Annotated in this window: 16 protein-coding genes; 14 read left to right on the top strand and 2 right to left on the bottom strand. The window is 62.0% G+C overall.

The window, feature by feature from the left end; all coding sequences use genetic code 11:
• Positions 1-56 precede the first annotated feature (56 nt).
• From dnaE to ispD, 8 genes are all read left to right on the top strand, one after another.
• On the top strand, positions 57-3587 hold the full coding sequence (gene dnaE / locus N5J71_RS05655; RefSeq protein ID WP_279916485.1) for a DNA polymerase III subunit alpha: 3531 nt from the start codon (positions 57-59) through the stop codon (positions 3585-3587).
• A 137-nt stretch (positions 3588-3724) separates the two neighbouring features.
• The gene (locus N5J71_RS05650) at positions 3725-4675 is read left to right on the top strand and encodes an acetyl-CoA carboxylase carboxyltransferase subunit alpha (RefSeq protein ID WP_039964481.1); all 951 of its coding nucleotides are present in this window, start codon (positions 3725-3727) and stop codon (positions 4673-4675) included.
• Between the two features lie 58 nt (positions 4676-4733).
• On the top strand, positions 4734-6056 hold the full coding sequence (gene tilS / locus N5J71_RS05645; RefSeq protein ID WP_039964482.1) for a tRNA lysidine(34) synthetase TilS: 1323 nt from the start codon (positions 4734-4736) through the stop codon (positions 6054-6056).
• Between the two features lie 151 nt (positions 6057-6207).
• Positions 6208-7839: a CTP synthase gene (locus tag N5J71_RS05640; RefSeq protein WP_004424033.1), complete on the top strand. Its 1632-nt coding sequence runs from the start codon at positions 6208-6210 to the stop codon at positions 7837-7839.
• A gap of 3 nt (positions 7840-7842) precedes the next feature.
• Complete coding sequence (gene kdsA, locus N5J71_RS05635; RefSeq protein ID WP_072425445.1) at positions 7843-8688, top strand: 3-deoxy-8-phosphooctulonate synthase; 846 nt, start codon at positions 7843-7845, stop codon at positions 8686-8688.
• 148 nt (positions 8689-8836) lie between these two features.
• A complete protein-coding gene (eno, locus tag N5J71_RS05630; RefSeq protein ID WP_004424037.1) occupies positions 8837-10126 on the top strand; it encodes a phosphopyruvate hydratase in 1290 nt (429 codons plus the stop codon).
• A gap of 476 nt (positions 10127-10602) precedes the next feature.
• Positions 10603-10881: a septum formation initiator family protein gene (locus tag N5J71_RS05625; RefSeq protein WP_039964483.1), complete on the top strand. Its 279-nt coding sequence runs from the start codon at positions 10603-10605 to the stop codon at positions 10879-10881.
• Complete coding sequence (gene ispD / locus N5J71_RS05620) at positions 10878-11576, top strand: 2-C-methyl-D-erythritol 4-phosphate cytidylyltransferase (protein ID WP_004424041.1); 699 nt, start codon at positions 10878-10880, stop codon at positions 11574-11576. The genes N5J71_RS05625 and ispD overlap by 4 nt, the downstream gene beginning before the upstream one ends.
• 15 nt (positions 11577-11591) lie before the next feature.
• Here the strand turns inward: ispD and N5J71_RS05615 are convergent, their stop codons facing one another.
• Both N5J71_RS05615 and N5J71_RS05610 read right to left on the bottom strand, forming a co-directional pair.
• Positions 11592-11915 carry an HPF/RaiA family ribosome-associated protein gene (locus N5J71_RS05615; RefSeq protein ID WP_004424043.1) on the bottom strand — a complete coding sequence of 108 codons (324 nt, stop codon included), beginning with the start codon at positions 11913-11915 and terminating at the stop codon, positions 11592-11594.
• Positions 11916-12057: 142 nt separating this feature from the next.
• Positions 12058-12954, bottom strand: a complete 897-nt coding sequence (locus N5J71_RS05610) for a LysR family transcriptional regulator (RefSeq protein WP_004424045.1) — start codon at positions 12952-12954, stop codon at positions 12058-12060.
• 187 nt (positions 12955-13141) lie between these two features.
• Here N5J71_RS05610 and N5J71_RS05605 point away from each other — a divergent pair, with 187 nt between their 5' ends.
• The 6 genes from N5J71_RS05605 to N5J71_RS05580 all read left to right on the top strand — a co-directional run bounded on the left by N5J71_RS05605 (position 13142) and on the right by N5J71_RS05580 (position 18256).
• Positions 13142-14254, top strand: coding sequence for an S-(hydroxymethyl)glutathione dehydrogenase/class III alcohol dehydrogenase (locus N5J71_RS05605; protein ID WP_279916483.1), 1113 nt, complete (start codon positions 13142-13144; stop codon positions 14252-14254).
• A gap of 114 nt (positions 14255-14368) precedes the next feature.
• The gene (gene fghA / locus N5J71_RS05600) at positions 14369-15211 is read left to right on the top strand and encodes an S-formylglutathione hydrolase (RefSeq protein WP_004424047.1); all 843 of its coding nucleotides are present in this window, start codon (positions 14369-14371) and stop codon (positions 15209-15211) included.
• A gap of 105 nt (positions 15212-15316) precedes the next feature.
• Positions 15317-15790 carry a 2-C-methyl-D-erythritol 2,4-cyclodiphosphate synthase gene (gene ispF, locus N5J71_RS05595; protein ID WP_004424049.1) on the top strand — a complete coding sequence of 158 codons (474 nt, stop codon included), beginning with the start codon at positions 15317-15319 and terminating at the stop codon, positions 15788-15790.
• Positions 15787-16845 (top strand): tRNA pseudouridine(13) synthase TruD, encoded by a 1059-nt coding sequence (gene truD, locus N5J71_RS05590; protein WP_074855722.1) that lies wholly within the window; start codon positions 15787-15789, stop codon positions 16843-16845. The genes ispF and truD overlap by 4 nt, the downstream gene beginning before the upstream one ends.
• Positions 16833-17582 carry a 5'/3'-nucleotidase SurE gene (gene surE, locus N5J71_RS05585; protein ID WP_004424054.1) on the top strand — a complete coding sequence of 250 codons (750 nt, stop codon included), beginning with the start codon at positions 16833-16835 and terminating at the stop codon, positions 17580-17582. The genes truD and surE overlap by 13 nt, the downstream gene beginning before the upstream one ends.
• On the top strand, positions 17582-18256 hold the full coding sequence (locus tag N5J71_RS05580; RefSeq protein ID WP_017674762.1) for a protein-L-isoaspartate(D-aspartate) O-methyltransferase: 675 nt from the start codon (positions 17582-17584) through the stop codon (positions 18254-18256). Before surE ends, N5J71_RS05580 begins: the two co-directional genes overlap by 1 nt.
• Positions 18257-18280: the final 24 nt, after the last annotated feature.

The raw sequence follows: 18280 nt of genomic DNA, 5'->3' as shown, positions 1-18280 counted from the left end.
CCAGACGCGCTTAGGCTACAATCGCCGCTTTGTCGTTTTCACCTGCAAGGCCGCCCATGACTCAAGCTTTCGTCCACCTGCGTCTGCACACCGAATACTCCCTGGTCGATGGCCTGGTGCGGGTCAAGCCGCTGATCAAGGCCGTTGCCGGGGCCGGCATGCCGGCGGTGGCGGTCACCGACATGAGCAACATGTGCTCGCTGGTGAAGTTCTACAAGGCGGCCATGGGCGCCGGGGTCAAGCCGATCTGCGGCGCGGATATCTGGCTGGCCAGCGCCGAGGAAGACGGCCCGCTGACGCGCCTGACCCTGTTGGCGATGAACGCCAAGGGCTACCGCAATCTCACCGAGCTGATTTCCCGCGGCTGGGCCGAAGGGCAGAGCAACGACCTGGTGATCATTCAGCGTGACTGGGTCAAGGAGGCCGCCGAAGGCCTGATTGCTCTGTCCGGCGCGCGTGAGGGTGAAGTCGGCATGGCGTTACTGGCCGGCGACGAAGCCTTGGCCGAGATGCGCCTGCGCGAGTGGATGGCGGCCTTCCCTGAGCGCTTCTACTTGGAAGTGCAACGCACCAGTCGCGTCGGCGACGAGGAATACCTGCATGCCGCCGTGGCGTTGGCCGATCGCGTCGAGGCGCCGTTGGTGGCGACCAACGACGTGCGCTTCATCAAGCAGGACGATTTCGAGGCGCATGAAACGCGGGTTTGTATCGGTGAAGGCCGTACCCTGGATGACCCGCGCCGGCCGCGCAATTACTCCGATCAGCAGTACCTCAAGACACCCGCGGAAATGTGGGAGCTGTTCTCCGACCTGCCCGAGGCACTGGAGAACACCGTCGAGATCGCCAAGCGTTGCAATATCGACGTTCAGCTTGGCAAGTACTTCCTGCCGGACTTCCCCACGCCTAACGGCATGGGCATCGACGACTACCTGCGCCATGCCTCCTTCGAGGGGCTGGAAGAGCGTCTCGCCGTGCTGCTGCCCAAGGACACCCCGGATTACGAGGCGAAGAAGCAGGTCTATGTCGACCGCCTCAACTTCGAGCTGGACATCATCATCCAGATGGGTTTCCCCGGTTACTTCCTGATCGTGATGGACTTCATCCAGTGGGCCAAGAACAACGGCGTGCCGGTCGGCCCGGGCCGTGGCTCGGGTGCCGGTTCGCTGGTGGCCTACGTACTGAAGATCACCGACCTCGATCCGCTGGCCTATGACCTGCTGTTCGAACGTTTCCTCAACCCCGAGCGGATTTCCATGCCCGACTTCGACGTCGACTTCTGCATGGACGGTCGCGACCGGGTGATCGACTACGTGGCCGAGAAATACGGGCGCAACGCGGTGAGCCAGATCATCACCTTCGGCTCCATGGCGGCCAAGGCGGTGGTGCGCGACGTGGCGCGGGCGCAGGGCAAGTCCTATGGCCTGGCTGACCGACTGTCGAAGATGATCCCCTTTGAAGTGGGCATGACCCTGGAGAAGGCCTACGAGATGGAGGAGCCGCTGCGCGAGTTCCTCAAGAACGACGAGGAGGCCCAGGAAATCTGGGACATGTCGCTCAAGCTCGAAGGCGTGGTGCGCGGCACCGGCAAGCACGCCGGGGGCGTGGTGATCGCGCCGACCAAGCTCACCGACTTCTCGCCGATCGCCTGTGACGAGGAGGGCGGTGGCCTGGTGACCCAGTTCGACAAGGACGACGTCGAGCAGGCCGGCCTGGTCAAATTCGACTTCCTCGGTCTGCGTACGCTGACCATCATCAAATGGGCGATGGAGACCATCCACCGCATCCAGAAGCGTGATGGTGCCTCGGACGAGGACCTGGTCAACATCGATTTCATCCCGCTGGATGACAAGAAAACCTACGACATGCTGCAGAAGGCCGAGACCACCGCGGTCTTCCAGCTCGAATCGCGCGGTATGAAGGAGCTGATCAAGAAGCTCAAGCCCGACTGCCTGGAAGACATGATCGCACTGGTGGCGCTGTTCCGTCCGGGCCCGCTGCAGTCCGGCATGGTGGATGACTTCATCAACCGCAAGCACGGTCGTGCCGAGCTGTCCTACCCGCACCCGGATTACCAGTACGCTGGCCTGGAGCCGGTGCTCAAGCCCACCTACGGCATCATCCTGTACCAGGAGCAGGTGATGCAGATCGCTCAGGTGATGGCCGGCTACACCCTCGGTGGCGCGGACATGCTGCGTCGTGCCATGGGTAAGAAGAAACCCGAGGAGATGGCCAAGCAGCGCGGTGGCTTTATCGAAGGCTGTGCGAAGAATGGAATCGATGCCGAGTTGGCCGGCAACATTTTCGACCTGGTGGAAAAATTCGCCGGCTACGGCTTCAACAAGTCGCACTCGGCTGCCTACGGCCTGGTCTCCTACCAGACTGCCTGGCTCAAGGCGCATTACCCGGCGCCGTTCATGGCCGCCGTGTTGTCAGCGGATATGCACAACACCGACAAGGTGGTGATCCTGGTGGAAGAGTGCCGCAACATGAAGTTGCGCATCGATCCGCCGGACGTGAACGTCTCCGAGTTCAAGTTCAGCGTCAACGACGACGGCCGTATCGTCTACGGCCTCGGTGCGGTCAAAGGTGTGGGCGAGGGGCCGGTGGAGGCCATCGTCGAATGCCGCGCCGAAGGTGGTCCGTTCAAGGATCTGTTCGACTTTTGCAATCGCGTCGACCTCAAGCGCATCAACAAGCGCACCCTCGAAGCCTTGATCCGCAGCGGCGCGCTGGATCGCCTTGGCCCGTACTATCAGGACGAGCTCAAGGCCTACCAGGCCAGCGTGGACAAGAACCGCGCCGTGCTACTGGCGTCCATGGAAGAGGCCGTGCAGTCCGCCGAGCAGACCGCGCGCAGCGCCGAGAGCGGCCATATGGACCTGTTCGGCGGTCTGTTCGCCGAGCCCGAGGCCGACGTCTACGCCAATCACCGCAAGGCCCGCGAACTGCCGATCAAGGAGCGCCTGAAAGGTGAGAAGGACACCCTGGGCATTTACCTGTCCGGCCACCCCATCGACGAGTACGAAGGCGAGATTCGCCGTTTCGCCCGCCAGCGCATCGTCGAACTGAAGGCGGCGCGCGATACTCAGACCATCGCCGGGATGATCGTCAACCTGCGGGTGATGAAGAACAAGAAGGGCGACAAGATGGGCTTCATCACCCTCGACGACCGCTCCGGGCGCATCGAGGCTTCGCTCTTCGCCGATGCCTTCGCCAGCAACCAGGCGCTGCTGCAGAATGATGCGCTGGTGGTAGTCGAGGGCGAAGTCAGTAATGACGACTTCTCCGGTGGCCTGCGTCTGCGTGCCAAGCGCGTGATGAGTCTGGAAGAAGCACGTACCGGCCTGGCCGACAGCCTGCGGCTGAAAGTCGCCGGTGAGGCATTGAAGGGGGATCGTCTGCGCTGGCTGGCCGAACTGTGCAGCAAGCACAAGGGTGCCTGCCCGGTGACCGTCGACTACAGTGGCGAGCAGGCGCGCGCCTTGCTTCAATTTGGCGACGCCTGGCGAATCGATCCGGCCGACACTTTGATTCAGGCATTGCGTGACCAGTTCGGGCGCGACAACGTCTTTTTGCACTACCGCTGATATACGAGAGGGAATTTCCTCTTCGTGACAGCAAAGGCACCCGAGGGTGTCGACCCGCTGCGCCCTATCCCTTAAGGTATGGCGCCTAATGGATACAGCTCCCCGGCCACTTGGCCGTCGACGCAAGACGGATGACTATGAACCCGAATTTCCTCGATTTCGAACAGCCGATCGCCGACCTGCAAGCCAAGATCGAAGAGCTACGCCTGGTTGGTAATGACAATTCGCTGAACATCGGCGACGAGATTGCCCGCCTGCAGGACAAGAGCAGCGCACTGACCGAAAGCATCTTCGGCAACCTGACCAGTTGGCAGATCGCCCAGTTGGCACGCCATCCGCGCCGCCCGTATACCCTGGATTACATCCAGCACATCTTCACCGAGTTCGATGAACTGCACGGCGACCGGCACTTCTCCGACGATGCCGCCATTGTCGGTGGCATTGCCCGTCTGGGTGATCAGCCGGTGATGATCATCGGTCACCAGAAAGGCCGTGAGGTGCGCGAGAAGGTGCGCCGTAATTTTGGCATGCCGCGCCCGGAAGGCTATCGCAAAGCCTGCCGCCTGATGGAAATGGCCGAACGCTTCAAGATGCCGATTCTCACCTTCATCGACACCCCCGGTGCCTACCCGGGTATCGATGCCGAGGAGCGCGGCCAGAGCGAGGCCATCGCCTGGAACCTGCGGGTGATGGCGCGCCTGAAAACCCCGATCATCGCCACCGTTATCGGTGAGGGTGGTTCCGGTGGTGCACTGGCCATCGGTGTTTGCGACCAGCTCAACATGTTGCAGTACTCCACCTATTCGGTGATCTCGCCGGAAGGCTGCGCCTCGATCCTGTGGCGTACCGCCGAGAAGGCGCCGGATGCCGCTGAAGCCATGGGCATCACCGCCGAGCGCCTGAAGGATCTGGGTATCGTCGATCAGGTCATCGCCGAGCCACTGGGCGGCGCACACCGCGATCCGGCTGCGGCTTCCGAGTCGATCCGCCAGGAGCTGACCAAGCAACTGGCCAGCCTGCAGAAGTATGACACCGAAACGCTGCTCAAGCGTCGTTATGACCGTCTGATGAGCTACGGCATCGCCTGAGTCTTTTCTGCGCATATATCAACGGGCCTTCGGGCTCGTTGTTGTTTAAGCTTGAATGATGACTGCTCTCGAACTTCGCCTGCGCCAGGCTCTGCAGCCCTGGCGTACGGCCCCTGCCTGGCGTATTGCCTTCTCCGGTGGCCTGGACTCCAGCGTGCTGTTGCATCTGCTCGCCGACTGGGCGCGGCATGAGGATCTGCCGCCTCTCTCCGCCATTCATGTCCATCATGGCCTGCAGCCGGCGGCCGATGCCTGGCCGGAGTATTGCGCGCAGTTTTGTGCCCGCCTGGATATTCCCTTGGAGGTCGTCAGGGTGCAGGTGGCGCCCGGGGCAAGTCTGGAGCAGGCCGCGCGGCGGGTGCGTTATGCGGCGTTCGCTGAGCGACTGGGCTCTGGCGAGGTATTGCTTGGCGCCCAGCATCGTGATGACCAGGCCGAAACCCTGCTGTTGCGTCTGTTGCGGGGCGCTGGCGTGCGCGGGCTGGCAGCGATGCCGGCCAGTCGGCCGTTGGGGCAGGGCAGCCTGGTTCGGCCACTGCTCGACTGCTCACGGGCTGAGTTGCAGGCCTATGCGCAGAGGCGTGGGCTTGCCTGGGTCGAGGATCCGAGCAACGCCGACGAGCGTTTCAGTCGCAATTTCCTGCGTAGGCAGGTGATGCCGCTGCTGGCCGAGCGCTGGCCGCAGGTGACGGCAAGCCTTGCACGCAGCGCCGGCCATCTGGGCGAGGCCCAGCAACTGCTGGACGAGCTTGCCGAGATGGACCTGTTGGCTGCGCGTGGCGTTTGCGCATTTCCCTGGTTGCCTTTGCCTTCTCTGGATTTGTCGGCCGTTACCGCGTTGAGCGATGCGCGTCAGCGCAATTTGCTGCGGCATTGGTTAGCGCCCTTGAGCCGCATGCCCGATAGCGATCATTGGGTCGGTTGGTGTGACCTGCGTGATGCCGCCACGGATGCGGCGCCGATCTGGAAACTGACCGATGGCGAGTTGCACCGTGCCGATGGTCGGCTTTGGTGGCTCAGTGGTGAGTGGCTGCGGTCGCTCGATCCCCTCGATCTAGCCTGCGACTCGTTTTCCGAATCGGTTGAACTTCCCGGCAATGGTCATGTGCATCTACAGGGCGAGTTGCCGCTAGGTCGCTGGTATTTGCGTTACCGCCAGGGTGGTGAGTCGCTGCAGCTGCCGGGGCGCGGCAGGCGTGATCTCAAGCGTCTGCTCAACGAACTGCGCGTGCCGGGATTCGTGCGTCCACGTCTGCCGCTGCTGTTCGATGGCGATGAACTGATGGCGGTGGCGAACCTGTCGCAATCGTCAGAAATCCAGGCTGGCGGGGCGACTCTGCACTGGTCGCCGCCTATCGGCGCGCAAGGTTTGAGCTGGTAAGGCCTTTCGGGTAGACTACGCTCCCGTCTTAATACAGCTTTTGCCGACTCCCTCAGGGAGCTTGGCGGGCATGCCATTGTTCGTACTGATGGCGATCCTTTGCTTTCCCCGGCGGCACTGACCGCTTAAACGCAGACTTCTAGGGTTTTTCATGACGCGCTACATCTTCGTCACGGGTGGTGTTGTTTCTTCATTGGGGAAAGGCATCGCCTCGGCTTCACTGGCGGCCATCCTGGAGGCGCGGGGCCTGAAGGTCACCATGCTCAAGCTGGACCCTTACATCAACGTCGATCCGGGCACCATGAGCCCGTTCCAGCACGGTGAGGTGTTCGTCACCCACGACGGCGCCGAGACCGACCTCGACCTGGGTCACTACGAGCGCTTCATCCGCACCACGATGAGCAAGAGCAACAACTTCACCACCGGTCGCGTGTACGAAGACGTACTGCGCAAGGAGCGCCGTGGTGACTACCTGGGTGCCACCATCCAGGTCATCCCGCACATCACCGACGAGATCAAGCGTCGCATCATCAAGGGCGCCGGCGATGCCGACGTGGCCCTGGTGGAAATCGGCGGCACCGTCGGTGACATCGAGTCGCAGCCGTTCCTCGAAGCCATTCGCCAGTTGCGTGTGGAAGTGGGCGCCAAGCGCGCCATGCTGATGCACCTGACCCTGGTGCCGTACATCGCCACCGCTGGTGAGACCAAGACCAAGCCGACTCAGCACTCGGTCAAGGAGCTGCGCTCCATCGGCTTGCAGCCTGACGTGCTGGTGTGCCGCTCCGACCATCCGATCGATGTCTCCTCGCGCCGCAAGATCGCCCTGTTCACCAACGTCGAAGAGCGTGCGGTGATCAGCCTGGAAGACGTCGACACCATCTACAAGATTCCGGGCGTGCTGCATGCCCAGGGTCTGGACGACTTCGTCGTCGAGCGTTTCGGCCTGGAGTGTGGCGGTGCCGACCTGTCCGAGTGGGATCGCGTGGTCGATGCCAAGCTCAATCCGGAAAAAGAAGTCACCATCGCTATGGTCGGCAAGTACATGGAGTTGCTCGATGCATACAAGTCGCTGATCGAGGCGATGAGTCACGCCGGCATCCAGAACCGTACCAAGGTCAACCTGCGTTATATCGACTCCGAAGACATCGAGAACCAGGGCACCTCGCTGCTCGAAGGTGTCGACGCCATCCTGGTGCCGGGCGGTTTCGGTCTGCGTGGCGTGGAAGGCAAGATCAAGACCGTGCAGTACGCTCGCGAGAACAAGATTCCTTACCTGGGTATCTGCCTCGGCATGCAGGTCGCGGTGATCGAGTACGCCCGCAATGTGGTGGGCTGGACCGACGCCAACTCCACCGAGTTCGACATGGCCAGCCAGCATCCGGTAGTCGGCCTGATCACCGAGTGGCAGGATGCGACCGGGGCCACCGAACAGCGCAGCGAAACCTCCGACCTGGGCGGCACCATGCGCCTGGGCGCCCAGGATTGCCAACTGCAGGCCGGCTCCAAGGTTCACGACTGCTATGGCAAGGACGTGATCGTCGAGCGTCATCGTCACCGTTACGAAGTGAACAACAACCTGCTGCCGAAACTGACCGAGGCTGGCCTCAAGGTCACCGGTCGTTCCGGCGACGGCGCGCTGGTCGAAGTGGTCGAGGCGCCGGATCATCCGTGGTTCGTCGCTTGCCAGTTCCACCCGGAATTCACCTCCACGCCGCGTGACGGTCACCCGCTGTTCAGCGGTTTCGTCAACGCTGCTCTGGCGCAGAAAGCGAAGAAGGCTTAACGAATGGCACAGAAGATCATCAAGGTTCGCGGCATTGAGATCGCCAACGACAAGCCGTTCGTGCTGTTCGGTGGCATCAACGTGCTTGAGTCGCGCGACCTGGCCATGCAGGCTTGCGAGGAATACGTGCGGGTGACCGAGAAGCTCGGCATCCCTTACGTGTTCAAGGCCAGCTTCGACAAGGCTAATCGCTCTTCCATCACCTCCTTCCGCGGCCCTGGCCTGGAAGAGGGCATGAAGATCTTCGAGGAAGTGAAGAAGACCTTCGGCGTGCCGGTGATCACCGACGTTCACGAGCCGCACCAGGCCGCTGCCGTGGCCGAAGTGTGCGACATCATCCAACTGCCGGCCTTCCTTTCGCGGCAAACCGATCTGGTGGTGGCCATGGCCAAGACTGGAGCGGTGATCAACATCAAGAAAGCGCAGTTCCTCGCCCCGCAGGAAATGAAGCACATCCTGGCCAAGTGTGAAGAGGCCGGTAACGATCAGTTGATCCTTTGCGAGCGCGGCAGCTCCTTCGGTTACAACAATCTGGTGGTGGACATGCTCGGCTTCGGCATCATGAAGCAGTTTGAGTACCCGGTGTTTTTCGACGTGACCCACGCCCTGCAGATGCCGGGTGGTCGTGCCGATTCGGCCGGTGGCCGCCGCGCCCAGGTCACCGACCTGGCCAAGGCCGGCATGAGCCAGGGCCTGGCAGGTCTGTTCCTCGAAGCCCATCCGGATCCGGAAAACGCCAAGTGCGACGGTCCATGCGCCCTGCGCCTGAACAAGCTGGAACCGTTCCTCACTCAGCTCAAGCAGCTGGATGACCTGATCAAGAGTTTTCCGCCAATCGAGACTGCCTGATCCGGTCGTAATCCGGTAAAGTGCCGCCCCAGAAATTCCCCCCTGACCCGTGAGTCAGAGTGTGCCGCCGGGCTGCCCAACGGGCAGCGGCGGTCTCGCGCAGCCTGCTGCTGCCGTCTTATCGTCAACCTTTGGAGTGTTAACAAGAATGGCAAAGATCGTCGACATCAAGGGTCGTGAGGTTCTCGACTCCCGCGGCAACCCCACCGTGGAAGCGGATGTAATTCTGGAAGGCGGTATCGTCGGCAGCGCGTGTGCTCCGTCCGGCGCCTCCACCGGCTCGCGCGAAGCGCTGGAACTGCGTGACGGCGACAAGAGCCGTTACCTGGGCAAGGGCGTGCTGAAAGCCGTGGCCAACATCAACGGCCCTATCCGTGACCTGCTGCTGGGCAAGGACGCGACCGATCAACAGGCCCTGGACCGCGCGATGATCGAACTCGACGGTACCGAGAACAAGGCCAAGCTGGGCGCCAACGCCATCCTCGCCGTGTCCCTGGCTGCCGCCAAGGCTGCTGCCCAGGCCAAGGGCGTGCCGCTGTACGCGCACATCGCCGATCTGAACGGTACTCCGGGCGTCTACTCCATGCCGGTACCGATGATGAACATCATCAACGGCGGCGAGCACGCCGATAACAACGTCGACATCCAGGAGTTCATGGTGCAGCCGGTTGGCGCCAAGAACTTTGCCGATGCCCTGCGCATGGGCGCTGAGATCTTCCATCACCTCAAGGCCGTACTGAAGGCCCGTGGCCTGAACACCGCTGTGGGTGACGAAGGCGGCTTCGCGCCGAACCTGGCCTCCAATGAAGACGCTCTGGCCGCCATCGCCGAAGCCGTTGCCAACGCCGGTTACAAGCTGGGCGATGACGTGACCCTGGCCTTGGACTGCGCTTCCTCCGAGTTCTTCAAGGACGGTCAGTACGATCTGTCTGGCGAAGGCAAGGTATTCAGCGCCGAAGGTTTCGCCGACTACCTGGCTGGCCTGACCGAGCGTTACCCGATCATCTCCATCGAAGACGGCATGGACGAGTCCGACTGGGCTGGCTGGAAAGTCCTGACCGACAAAATTGGTCAAAAAGTTCAGTTGGTCGGCGACGACTTGTTTGTAACGAATACCAAAATTCTCAAGCGTGGCATCGACGAGAAGATCGGTAACTCGATCCTGATCAAGTTCAACCAGATCGGCTCGCTGACCGAGACCCTGGAAGCCATCCAGATGGCCAAGGCTGCAGGCTTCACCGCCGTGATCTCGCACCGCAGTGGCGAAACCGAGGACAGCACCATCGCCGACCTGGCCGTGGGTACTGCCGCCGGTCAGATCAAGACTGGTTCGCTGTGCCGTTCCGACCGCGTTTCCAAGTACAACCAGCTGCTGCGTATCGAAGAGCAGTTGGGCGGCAAAGCCCCCTACAAGGGCCGTGCCGAGTTCCGCGGCTGATCACGATCTGCTGCGCGTCGGCCCTACTGCGTTAAAAACAGATGAGTAATGCTCATTTACTTCAGTAAAGTCGAGCGCGACCCCGACCGTTCCTTGCCTGTTTGATTCGCTGGCGCTCACCCTTCGGGCCAGCCTTCGGCTATTACTCCCGTTGGTCGTTGTGCCTTGCAGGTCTCTAGCTCGCGAGATCGTTCTAGCCTGAAAATGGGCGACGCAAGTCGCCCTTTTTCGTGGTTATTCCAGCGTTTGCGCTGCATGCTGTAGGAGCGGATTTATCCGCGATTTTTCGCGGCTGAAGCCGCTCCTACAAAGGCTGCGTCATTGCGGGCATGGCCTTTTTCGTGGACGCTTCGTCGATCTCTGGGAACCAATGCACGGATGCAGGTACCGAAACCCCATGTCACTCATCAGACGGCTTCTTTTCAAGCATGAACGTAGCCCCTACCATGCCGATGACTCAATCTGCGAGCCGCTCCATGCGTAGTCCGTATTGGCTGTTTATCGTGCTGGTTCTGTTGCTGGGCGGTCTGCAATATCGATTGTGGGTCGGCGACGGCAGCCTGGCTGCTGCCAGCCGTCTGCAACAGCAGATCGCCGAACAGCAGGGCGAGAACGAGCGTTTGCTGGAGCGCAATCGTATCCTCGAGGCCGAAGTGATGGAGCTCAAGCGCGGCATGGAAACCGTGGAAGAACGCGCGCGTCACGAGTTGGGCATGCTCAAAGAGGGTGAAACCCTCTATCTGTTGACCGAATGACCACGAAATTCTGGCTGGTGATCCCGGCCGCCGGCGTCGGCGCGCGGATGGCCGCCGACCGCCCCAAGCAGTACCTGCAGATCGCCGGCCGCTGCATTCTCGAACATACCCTGCATTGTTTTCTCGATCATCCCGGCCTGTTGGCCGCGGTGGTATGCCTTGCCGTGGATGACCCGTTCTGGCCGCAGCTGTCACTGGCGCGTGATCCGCGCATCCGCCGTGCGCCTGGCGGGCGTGAGCGCGCCGACTCGGTGCTGGCCGGGCTGGACTCGTTACTGGTCGGTGGTGCCGATAGCGATGACTGGGTGCTGGTGCACGACGCCGCGCGTCCTAACCTCACCCCGGCGGATCTGGCTCGTCTGCTGGAGAGTCTGACCGATGATCCGGTCGGCGGCCTGCTGGCGGTGCCGGTGCGCGATACGCTCAAGCGTATCGGCAGCGATGGCCGAGTGTTGGAGACCGTGGATCGTAGCGTGATCTGGCAGGCCTACACACCGCAGATGTTCCGCCTGGGGGCGTTACGCGAGGCACTGGCGCAAGCGCTGGAAGAAGGTGTGGCAGTGACCGATGAGGCCTCGGCCATGGAGTGGGCAGGGCAGTCGCCCCGGCTCATCGAAGGCCGGGCGGACAACCTCAAGGTCACCCGCCCGGAAGATCTGCATTATCTACAGTCCATATGGCCGCAAGGCCGTTGAACTAGAACAGTCGCATCAGTGTGTCCAGCGTTTGGCATCTTTGCCCAGGTTGCGATCCAGCGCGTTGGTCAGCTTGTTCATGGCGCCATCGAGGGCTTGGTGCAGTTCGCTGGCATCGTGGGAGACCGTCAGCGGATCGCGTCCCTTTATCCGCGCCTCGATCTTGCAGCGCTTGTCCTGTGGGCCACTCTTGAGCGCGTTCTCGTCGGAGAGATGAATTTCAATCCGGGTGAGGTGGTCCTCGTAGCGCTGGAGCTTGTCCCGGATGCGACTGCGAATGTCGTCCTTGAAGTCCATCGAGGAGGAGACGTGCTTACCACTGTTGACCAGAACCTGCATAACCATGTCCTCATGTAGCTGAGTTCGTGAGAGCCCGCTTGGGCGGGGTGCATGGGTTGTGACGCGGTCGTCTCGCTCAAGTTTCGCCCGGCTTGTGACATTCCATGACCGTTCAGCTGGGTGACAAGGTTGTTACAGAGTCTCAGGAGTGATCGAGGTATTCGGCGCGTTGGCCAAGTCCCTGGCGCAGCGAGTCGATCAACTGGCGTACCTTGGGCGAAAGGTGACGTTGCTGCGGGTAAAGCGCCCAAACTGCGGTATTGGGTGGGCGATGCTGCTCCAGCAGAGAGATCAGCCGTCCGCTGCGCAGGTGTTCCAATACGTAATAGTCCGGCAACTGACACAGTCCAAATCCGCGCAGCGCTGCGTCGAGCACGGCCTGGCCGCTATTGCAACGCCAGTTACCCTGTATGCGCACCTGGGTTTCACGGTCGTTCTGGGCAAAGTTCCAGTGGTCGCTGCTACCAACCAGGCAGTTGTGTCGGGCTAGCTCTGATAACGAGTGCGGACGCCCGTAGCGCTGCAGATACTCGGGTGCCGCGCACAGGTACATCTCGCGGGGGGCCAGGCGTGCGGCCATGAGTCGTGAGTCCTGCAGGCGCCCCAGGCGGATGGCCAGGTCCAAGCCATCGTGAAGCAGGTCGAGAGGGCGGTTAGACAGTTCTATCTCGACGCGTAACTGTGGATGTCGCGCCATGAAGTCATTGACCAGTGGCACGATGAAGCGCTCGCCATACGCCACGGCGCAGGTCATGCGTAGCAGCCCTTTGGGTTCGGCGCCAAGATCGCCGACTGCACGCAACGCTTCTTCGCGGGCATCCTGCAGGCGCTGGCAGTGTTGCAGAAACAACTGGCCGGCCTCGGTCAGGGCTACCCGCCTGGTGCTGCGGTAGAACAGACGGCTCTGCAGGCGCTCTTCCAGGCGTGCGACCTGGCGACTGACCTGCGAGGTGGACAATCCCAGGCGCTCGGCGGCGGCACTGAATTGCCCGCATTCGGCGACGGCAACGAATTCGTCGAGTCCTTCCCAGCGATTCATCGATGCTTCTTCTCCTGTGCTGCCGATTGCATCCGGCTGCCCCTGTAGGAGCCCGCTTGCGGGCGATGTAAGGAGGCCGAATATTATCCCTGTACAGCAATAATGTTTTGCTCTTCTGCTGATTATCTCGTATTGGACATGAACTAGACTGCCGGCCACTGTCCATTCCCCCCCTGAGAGAACTGTCATGATCAAGTCTCGTGCCGCCGTCGCCTTCGCCCCGAATGAACCCCTGAAAATCGTCGAAGTCGATGTGGCGCCGCCCAAGGCCGGCGAGGTGCTGGTGCGCATCGTCGCGACCGGCGTCTGCCACACCGACGCCTACACCCTGTCCGGCCAGGACAGCGAGGGCGTGTTCCCCTGCATTCTCGGTCACGAAGGTGGTGGCATCGTCGAGGCGGTGGGCGAGGGCGTCACTTCGCTGGCGGTCGGCGACCACGTGATCCCGCTGTACACCGCCGAGTGCGGCGAGTGCAAATTCTGCAAATCCAACAAGACCAACCTGTGCAGCTCGGTGCGCGCCACCCAGGGCAGGGGTGTGATGCCTGACGGTACCAGCCGCTTCTCCTACAACGGCGAGCCGATCTATCACTACATGGGCTGCTCGACCTTCTCCGAGTACACCGTGCTGCCGGAAGTCTCCCTGGCCAAGATCCCCAAGGAGGCGCCGCTGGAGAAGATCTGCCTGCTTGGCTGTGGCGTGACCACCGGAATTGGCGCCGTGCTCAACACCGCTAAGGTGACCGAGGGCTCCACCGTGGCCATCTTCGGTTTGGGTGGCATTGGTCTGGCGGCGATCATCGGCGCCAAGATGGCCAAAGCTTCGCGCATCATCGGAATCGATATCAATCCGGCCAAGGAAGCCGTGGCACGTGAGCTGGGCGTGACCGATTTCGTCAATCCGAAAGAGCACAGCAAGCCGATCCAGGAAGTCATCGTCGAAATGACCGATGGCGGCGTCGACTACAGCTTCGAGTGCATCGGCAACGTGCAACTGATGCGTGCCGCACTGGAGTGCTGCCACAAGGGCTGGGGCGAGTCGACCATCATCGGCGTGGCGCCGGCCGGTGCTGAGATCAGCACTCGTCCGTTCCAACTGGTCACCGGCCGCGTCTGGCGCGGTAGTGCCTTCGGTGGCGTCAAGGGCCGTACCGAGCTGCCGAGCTATGTCGAGAAATCGCAGAAAGGCGAAATCCCGCTGGATACCTTCATCACGCACAACATGGGGCTGGATCAGATCAACGAAGCGTTCGAGCTGATGCACGAGGGCAAGAGCATTCGTACTGTCATCCATTTCTGATGGCGTGCCGCACGGCTGATGGTCGTGCGGATTCTTTCGTAGGGTGCGTGGGGCCTCCTAGGCTGCGCGCACCGCTAATCCCTGGTGCGCATGGCGCACCCTACGGAGCGGCTCATGACCCTCGAAATCGTTTCAAGCAACAAGAGCTTCGGCGGCTGGCACAAGCGCTACCGCCATCGCTCCAGCAGCCTCAACTGCGACATGGTGTTCGCCGTCTATCTGCCGCCGCAGGCCGAGCAGGGCGCCAAGCTGCCGGTGCTGTACTGGCTGAGCGGGTTGACCTGCACCGACGAGAACTTCATGCAGAAGGCTGGCGCTCAGCGGATGGCAGCCGAACTGGGGTTGATCATCATCGCGCCGGACACCAGCCCGCGTGGCGAGGGGGTGGCCGATGACGCCAATGGCGCCTATGACTTCGGTCTTGGTGCAGGCTTCTATGTCAATGCCACCCAGGAGCCCTTCGCGTCGCACTACCGCATGTACGACTACGTGGTGCAGGAGTTGCCGGCGCTGATCGAGGCCAATTTCCCCGTCTCGGACAAGCGTGGCATCGCCGGCCATTCCATGGGCGGTCACGGTGCGCTGATCTGTGCGTTGAAGAATCCGGGGCGTTACCAGTCGGTATCGGCGTTCTCACCGATCAGCAATCCGATGAACTGTCCATGGGGCGAGAAGGCCTTTTCCCTTTATCTGGGTGAGGAGCGTTCGCGCTGGCGTGAGTGGGATGCCAGCGTGCTGATCGCCGAGGCCGAGGAGAAGTTGCCGATCCTGGTCGATCAGGGCGATCGTGACGATTTTCTCGAAGGCCAGCTCAAGCCGCAGGTGCTGCAGGCTGCTGCCAAGGCGGCCGCTCATCCGCTGACGCTGCGCATGCAGCCTGGCTATGACCACAGCTACTACTTCATCGCCAGCTTCATCGACGATCACCTGCGTCATCACGCTGCCGCTTTGCGGTAGTCGTAGCCCGGATGGCAGCCGCGAAATTCGCTCCTCTGATTTCATCCAGGCTACGTGGCAATGCGGTTAGAATCATGCCCTGACTTTTTCAGGGCGTTGTTCTTTATGCGTATCGGCCATGGCTATGACGTACACCGCTTCGGCGAAGGCGATTTCATCACCCTCGGCGGCGTACGGATTCCCCATAAATTCGGTCTTGTTGCTCACTCCGACGGTGACGTGCTGCTGCACGCGCTGAGTGATGCGCTGCTTGGCGCCGTGGCGCTTGGCGACATCGGCAAGCACTTCCCCGATACCGATCCGACCTTCAAGGGTGCCGACAGTCGCGCCCTGCTGCGCCATGTGATGGGCCTGGTGCGGGGCAAGGGTTACGCGGTGGGTAACGTCGACGCCACCATCATCGCCCAGGCGCCGAAGATGGCTCCGCACATTCAGAGCATGCGCGAGCGCATTGCCGAGGATCTGGGCATCGAGCTGGATCAGGTCAACGTCAAGGCCACCACCACCGAGAAGCTGGGTTTCACCGGACGTGAGGAAGGTATCGCGGTGCACGCCGTGGCCCTGCTGGTCAAGGCATGAACGAGTTGCAACTGCTCGGGCCGCGTGCCCACGGCGAGGCCTGTGGGCGCGCGGTGCTCAAGGCCACGGCCGAGGACTTCCAGGTCGACGAGGTGCTCGACATCCCGCTCACTGGGCAGGGTGAGCACCTCTGGCTATGGGTTGAAAAACGCGGCCTGAATACCGAGGAGGCCGCTCGGCGTATCGCCCGCGCTGCCGGCCTGCCGCTCAAGGCGGTCAGTTACGCTGGACTCAAGGATCGTCAGGCGCTGACTCGCCAGTGGTTCAGCCTGCACCTGCCGGGCAAGGCCGATCCCGATCTGGCGACCGCGCAGGGTGATGATCTGGTCATCCTGCGCAGTCAGCGGCATAACCGCAAATTGCAGCGTGGCGCCCATACCGCCAATGGTTTCACCTTGCGCCTGACAGCCCTCGAAGCTGATCGCGATGCGCTGGAGCAGCGCCTGCAGCGTATCGCCGAGCAAGGCGTGCCCAATTACTTCGGCTTGCAGCGTTTCGGCTTCGATGGCGGTAACGTGCTGCAGGCGTGCGATTTTGCCGCGCGCCTGGAGTTGCCGGTGCAGCGCAACCTGCGCTCGCGCCTGCTCTCTTCGGCGCGCAGCTATTTGTTCAATCAGGTGCTGGCCAAGCGCGTGGCGGCAGGCACCTGGAACCAGGCACAGATCGGTGACTTGCTGGCCTTCACTGCCAGTCGCAGTTTCTTCATGGCTGGCGAGACTGAGTGCATTGACCCGCGCCTGGCCATTCTTGACCTGCATCCGACCGGGCCGCTGTGGGGCGACGGGCCTTTGCCGAGCGCTGGTGTGACCCGGCAGCTGGAGCAGGAAGTAGCCGATGAGGCTGCGCAACTGGTGCAATGGCTGATCAAGGCGGACATGGCGCACGAACGGCGAATTCTGCGCCTCCCCATCGGCGGCCTGTCATGGCATTATCCCGAACCCGATATTCTGCAACTTGCATTCGTCCTGCCGGCCGGGTGTTTCGCCACCGTGGTGGTGCGCGAATTGCTCGATCTGGTGCCAGCAGGGCAGACGGATACTCCATGCGAATTCTGATTTCCAACGACGACGGGGTGAACGCGCCCGGTATCGCTGCGTTGCACCAAGCGCTGGCCGACTATGCCGAGTGCGTGGTGATCGCCCCTGGCGAAGACAGGAGCGGTGCCAGCAGTGCGCTGACGCTCGACCGTCCGCTACATCCCATGGCCCTGGCCAATGGCTACATCAGCCTCAATGGCACGCCGACCGATTGCGTGCACCTGGGGCTCAATGGTCTGCTCGAGCAGACGCCGGATATGGTCGTCTCCGGCATCAACCTGGGCGCCAACCTGGGCGATGACGTGCTCTATTCCGGTACCGTCGCCGCCGCGCTCGAAGGACGTTTCCTGAGCAAGCCGGCGTTCGCCTTTTCGCTGTTGTCGCGCCTGCCCGACAATCTGCCGACTGCGGCCTACTTCGCCCGCAAGCTGGTGGAGGCGCATGAGCGCCTTGAACTGCCGCCGCGTACCGTACTCAACGTCAACGTGCCGAACCTGCCGCTGGAACATATCCGTGGTGTGCAGCTGACCCGACTCGGTCATCGCGCGCGTGCGGCGGCGCCGGTCAAGGTGGTCAACCCGCGTGGCAAGGAAGGTTACTGGATTGCCGCCGCCGGTGATGTCGAGGATGGCAGTCAGGGCACCGATTTTCATGCCGTGATGCAAGGTTATGTATCGATCACGCCGCTACGGCTCGACCGCACGTTCAATGAGGCCCTTGAAACTATGGATGGCTGGCTGGAGGGCATCTTCTGATGCGCGGACAGGACGAGATGCAGCGCAGCGGGATCGGCATGACCTCGCAGCGCACCCGCGAACGATTGATCCAGCGTCTCTATGAGGAAGGGCTGTCCAACGCGCGGGTACTGGAAGTGATCCGCCGTACGCCGCGCCATCTGTTCGTCGACGAAGCCCTGGCGCACCGCGCCTATGAAGACACCGCGCTGCCCATCGGCCATAACCAGACCATTTCCCAGCCTTATATGGTTGGGCGCATGACCGAGCTGTTGTTGGCCGCGGGCCCGCTGGACAAGGTGCTGGAAATCGGTACCGGTTCTGGTTACCAGACCGCCGTGCTGGCGCAATTGGTCGAGCGAGTGTTTTCGGTCGAGCGTATTCAGGTGCTGCAGGATCGCGCCAAGGAGCGTTTGGCCGAACTCAAGCTGCGCAACGTGGTCTTTCGCTGGGGGGATGGCTGGGAAGGTTGGAACGCGCTCGGTCCGTACAACGGCATCATTGTCACCGCCGCCGCCGCGCAAGTGCCGCAGGCCTTGCTCGATCAACTGGCTCCAGGCGGACGTCTGGTCATTCCGGTCGGCAGTGGCGATGTGCAGCAACTGCTGCTGATCGTGCGTGAAGAGGGTGGTTTTTCCCGTCACGTGCTCGATGCGGTGCGCTTCGTGCCGCTACTCAACGGGCCGCTGGCTTGATCGCTTTTTCGCAGCGGAAGGATC

This window comes from Ectopseudomonas oleovorans, assembly GCF_029845265.1.
Lineage (GTDB): Bacteria > Pseudomonadota > Gammaproteobacteria > Pseudomonadales > Pseudomonadaceae > Aquipseudomonas > Aquipseudomonas oleovorans.
Note: the sequence above shows the minus strand (reverse complement) of the source record. Positions and strands in the feature narration are given on the sequence as shown.

Bases quoted from the DNA above. Each gene is read 5' to 3' on its own strand.
- dnaE (WP_279916485.1), top strand. From the start codon at position 57: ATGACTCAAGCTTTCGTCCACCTGCGTCTGCACACCGAATACTCCCTG.
- N5J71_RS05650 (WP_039964481.1), top strand. From the start codon at position 3,725: ATGAACCCGAATTTCCTCGATTTCGAACAGCCGATCGCCGACCTGCAA.
- tilS (WP_039964482.1), top strand. From the start codon at position 4,734: ATGACTGCTCTCGAACTTCGCCTGCGCCAGGCTCTGCAGCCCTGGCGT.
- N5J71_RS05640 (WP_004424033.1), top strand. From the start codon at position 6,208: ATGACGCGCTACATCTTCGTCACGGGTGGTGTTGTTTCTTCATTGGGG.
- kdsA (WP_072425445.1), top strand. From the start codon at position 7,843: ATGGCACAGAAGATCATCAAGGTTCGCGGCATTGAGATCGCCAACGAC.
- eno (WP_004424037.1), top strand. From the start codon at position 8,837: ATGGCAAAGATCGTCGACATCAAGGGTCGTGAGGTTCTCGACTCCCGC.
- N5J71_RS05625 (WP_039964483.1), top strand. From the start codon at position 10,603: ATGCGTAGTCCGTATTGGCTGTTTATCGTGCTGGTTCTGTTGCTGGGC.
- ispD (WP_004424041.1), top strand. From the start codon at position 10,878: ATGACCACGAAATTCTGGCTGGTGATCCCGGCCGCCGGCGTCGGCGCG.
- N5J71_RS05615 (WP_004424043.1), bottom strand. From the start codon at position 11,915: ATGCAGGTTCTGGTCAACAGTGGTAAGCACGTCTCCTCCTCGATGGAC.
- N5J71_RS05610 (WP_004424045.1), bottom strand. From the start codon at position 12,954: ATGAATCGCTGGGAAGGACTCGACGAATTCGTTGCCGTCGCCGAATGC.
- N5J71_RS05605 (WP_279916483.1), top strand. From the start codon at position 13,142: ATGATCAAGTCTCGTGCCGCCGTCGCCTTCGCCCCGAATGAACCCCTG.
- fghA (WP_004424047.1), top strand. From the start codon at position 14,369: ATGACCCTCGAAATCGTTTCAAGCAACAAGAGCTTCGGCGGCTGGCAC.
- ispF (WP_004424049.1), top strand. From the start codon at position 15,317: ATGCGTATCGGCCATGGCTATGACGTACACCGCTTCGGCGAAGGCGAT.
- truD (WP_074855722.1), top strand. From the start codon at position 15,787: ATGAACGAGTTGCAACTGCTCGGGCCGCGTGCCCACGGCGAGGCCTGT.
- surE (WP_004424054.1), top strand. From the start codon at position 16,833: ATGCGAATTCTGATTTCCAACGACGACGGGGTGAACGCGCCCGGTATC.
- N5J71_RS05580 (WP_017674762.1), top strand. From the start codon at position 17,582: ATGCGCGGACAGGACGAGATGCAGCGCAGCGGGATCGGCATGACCTCG.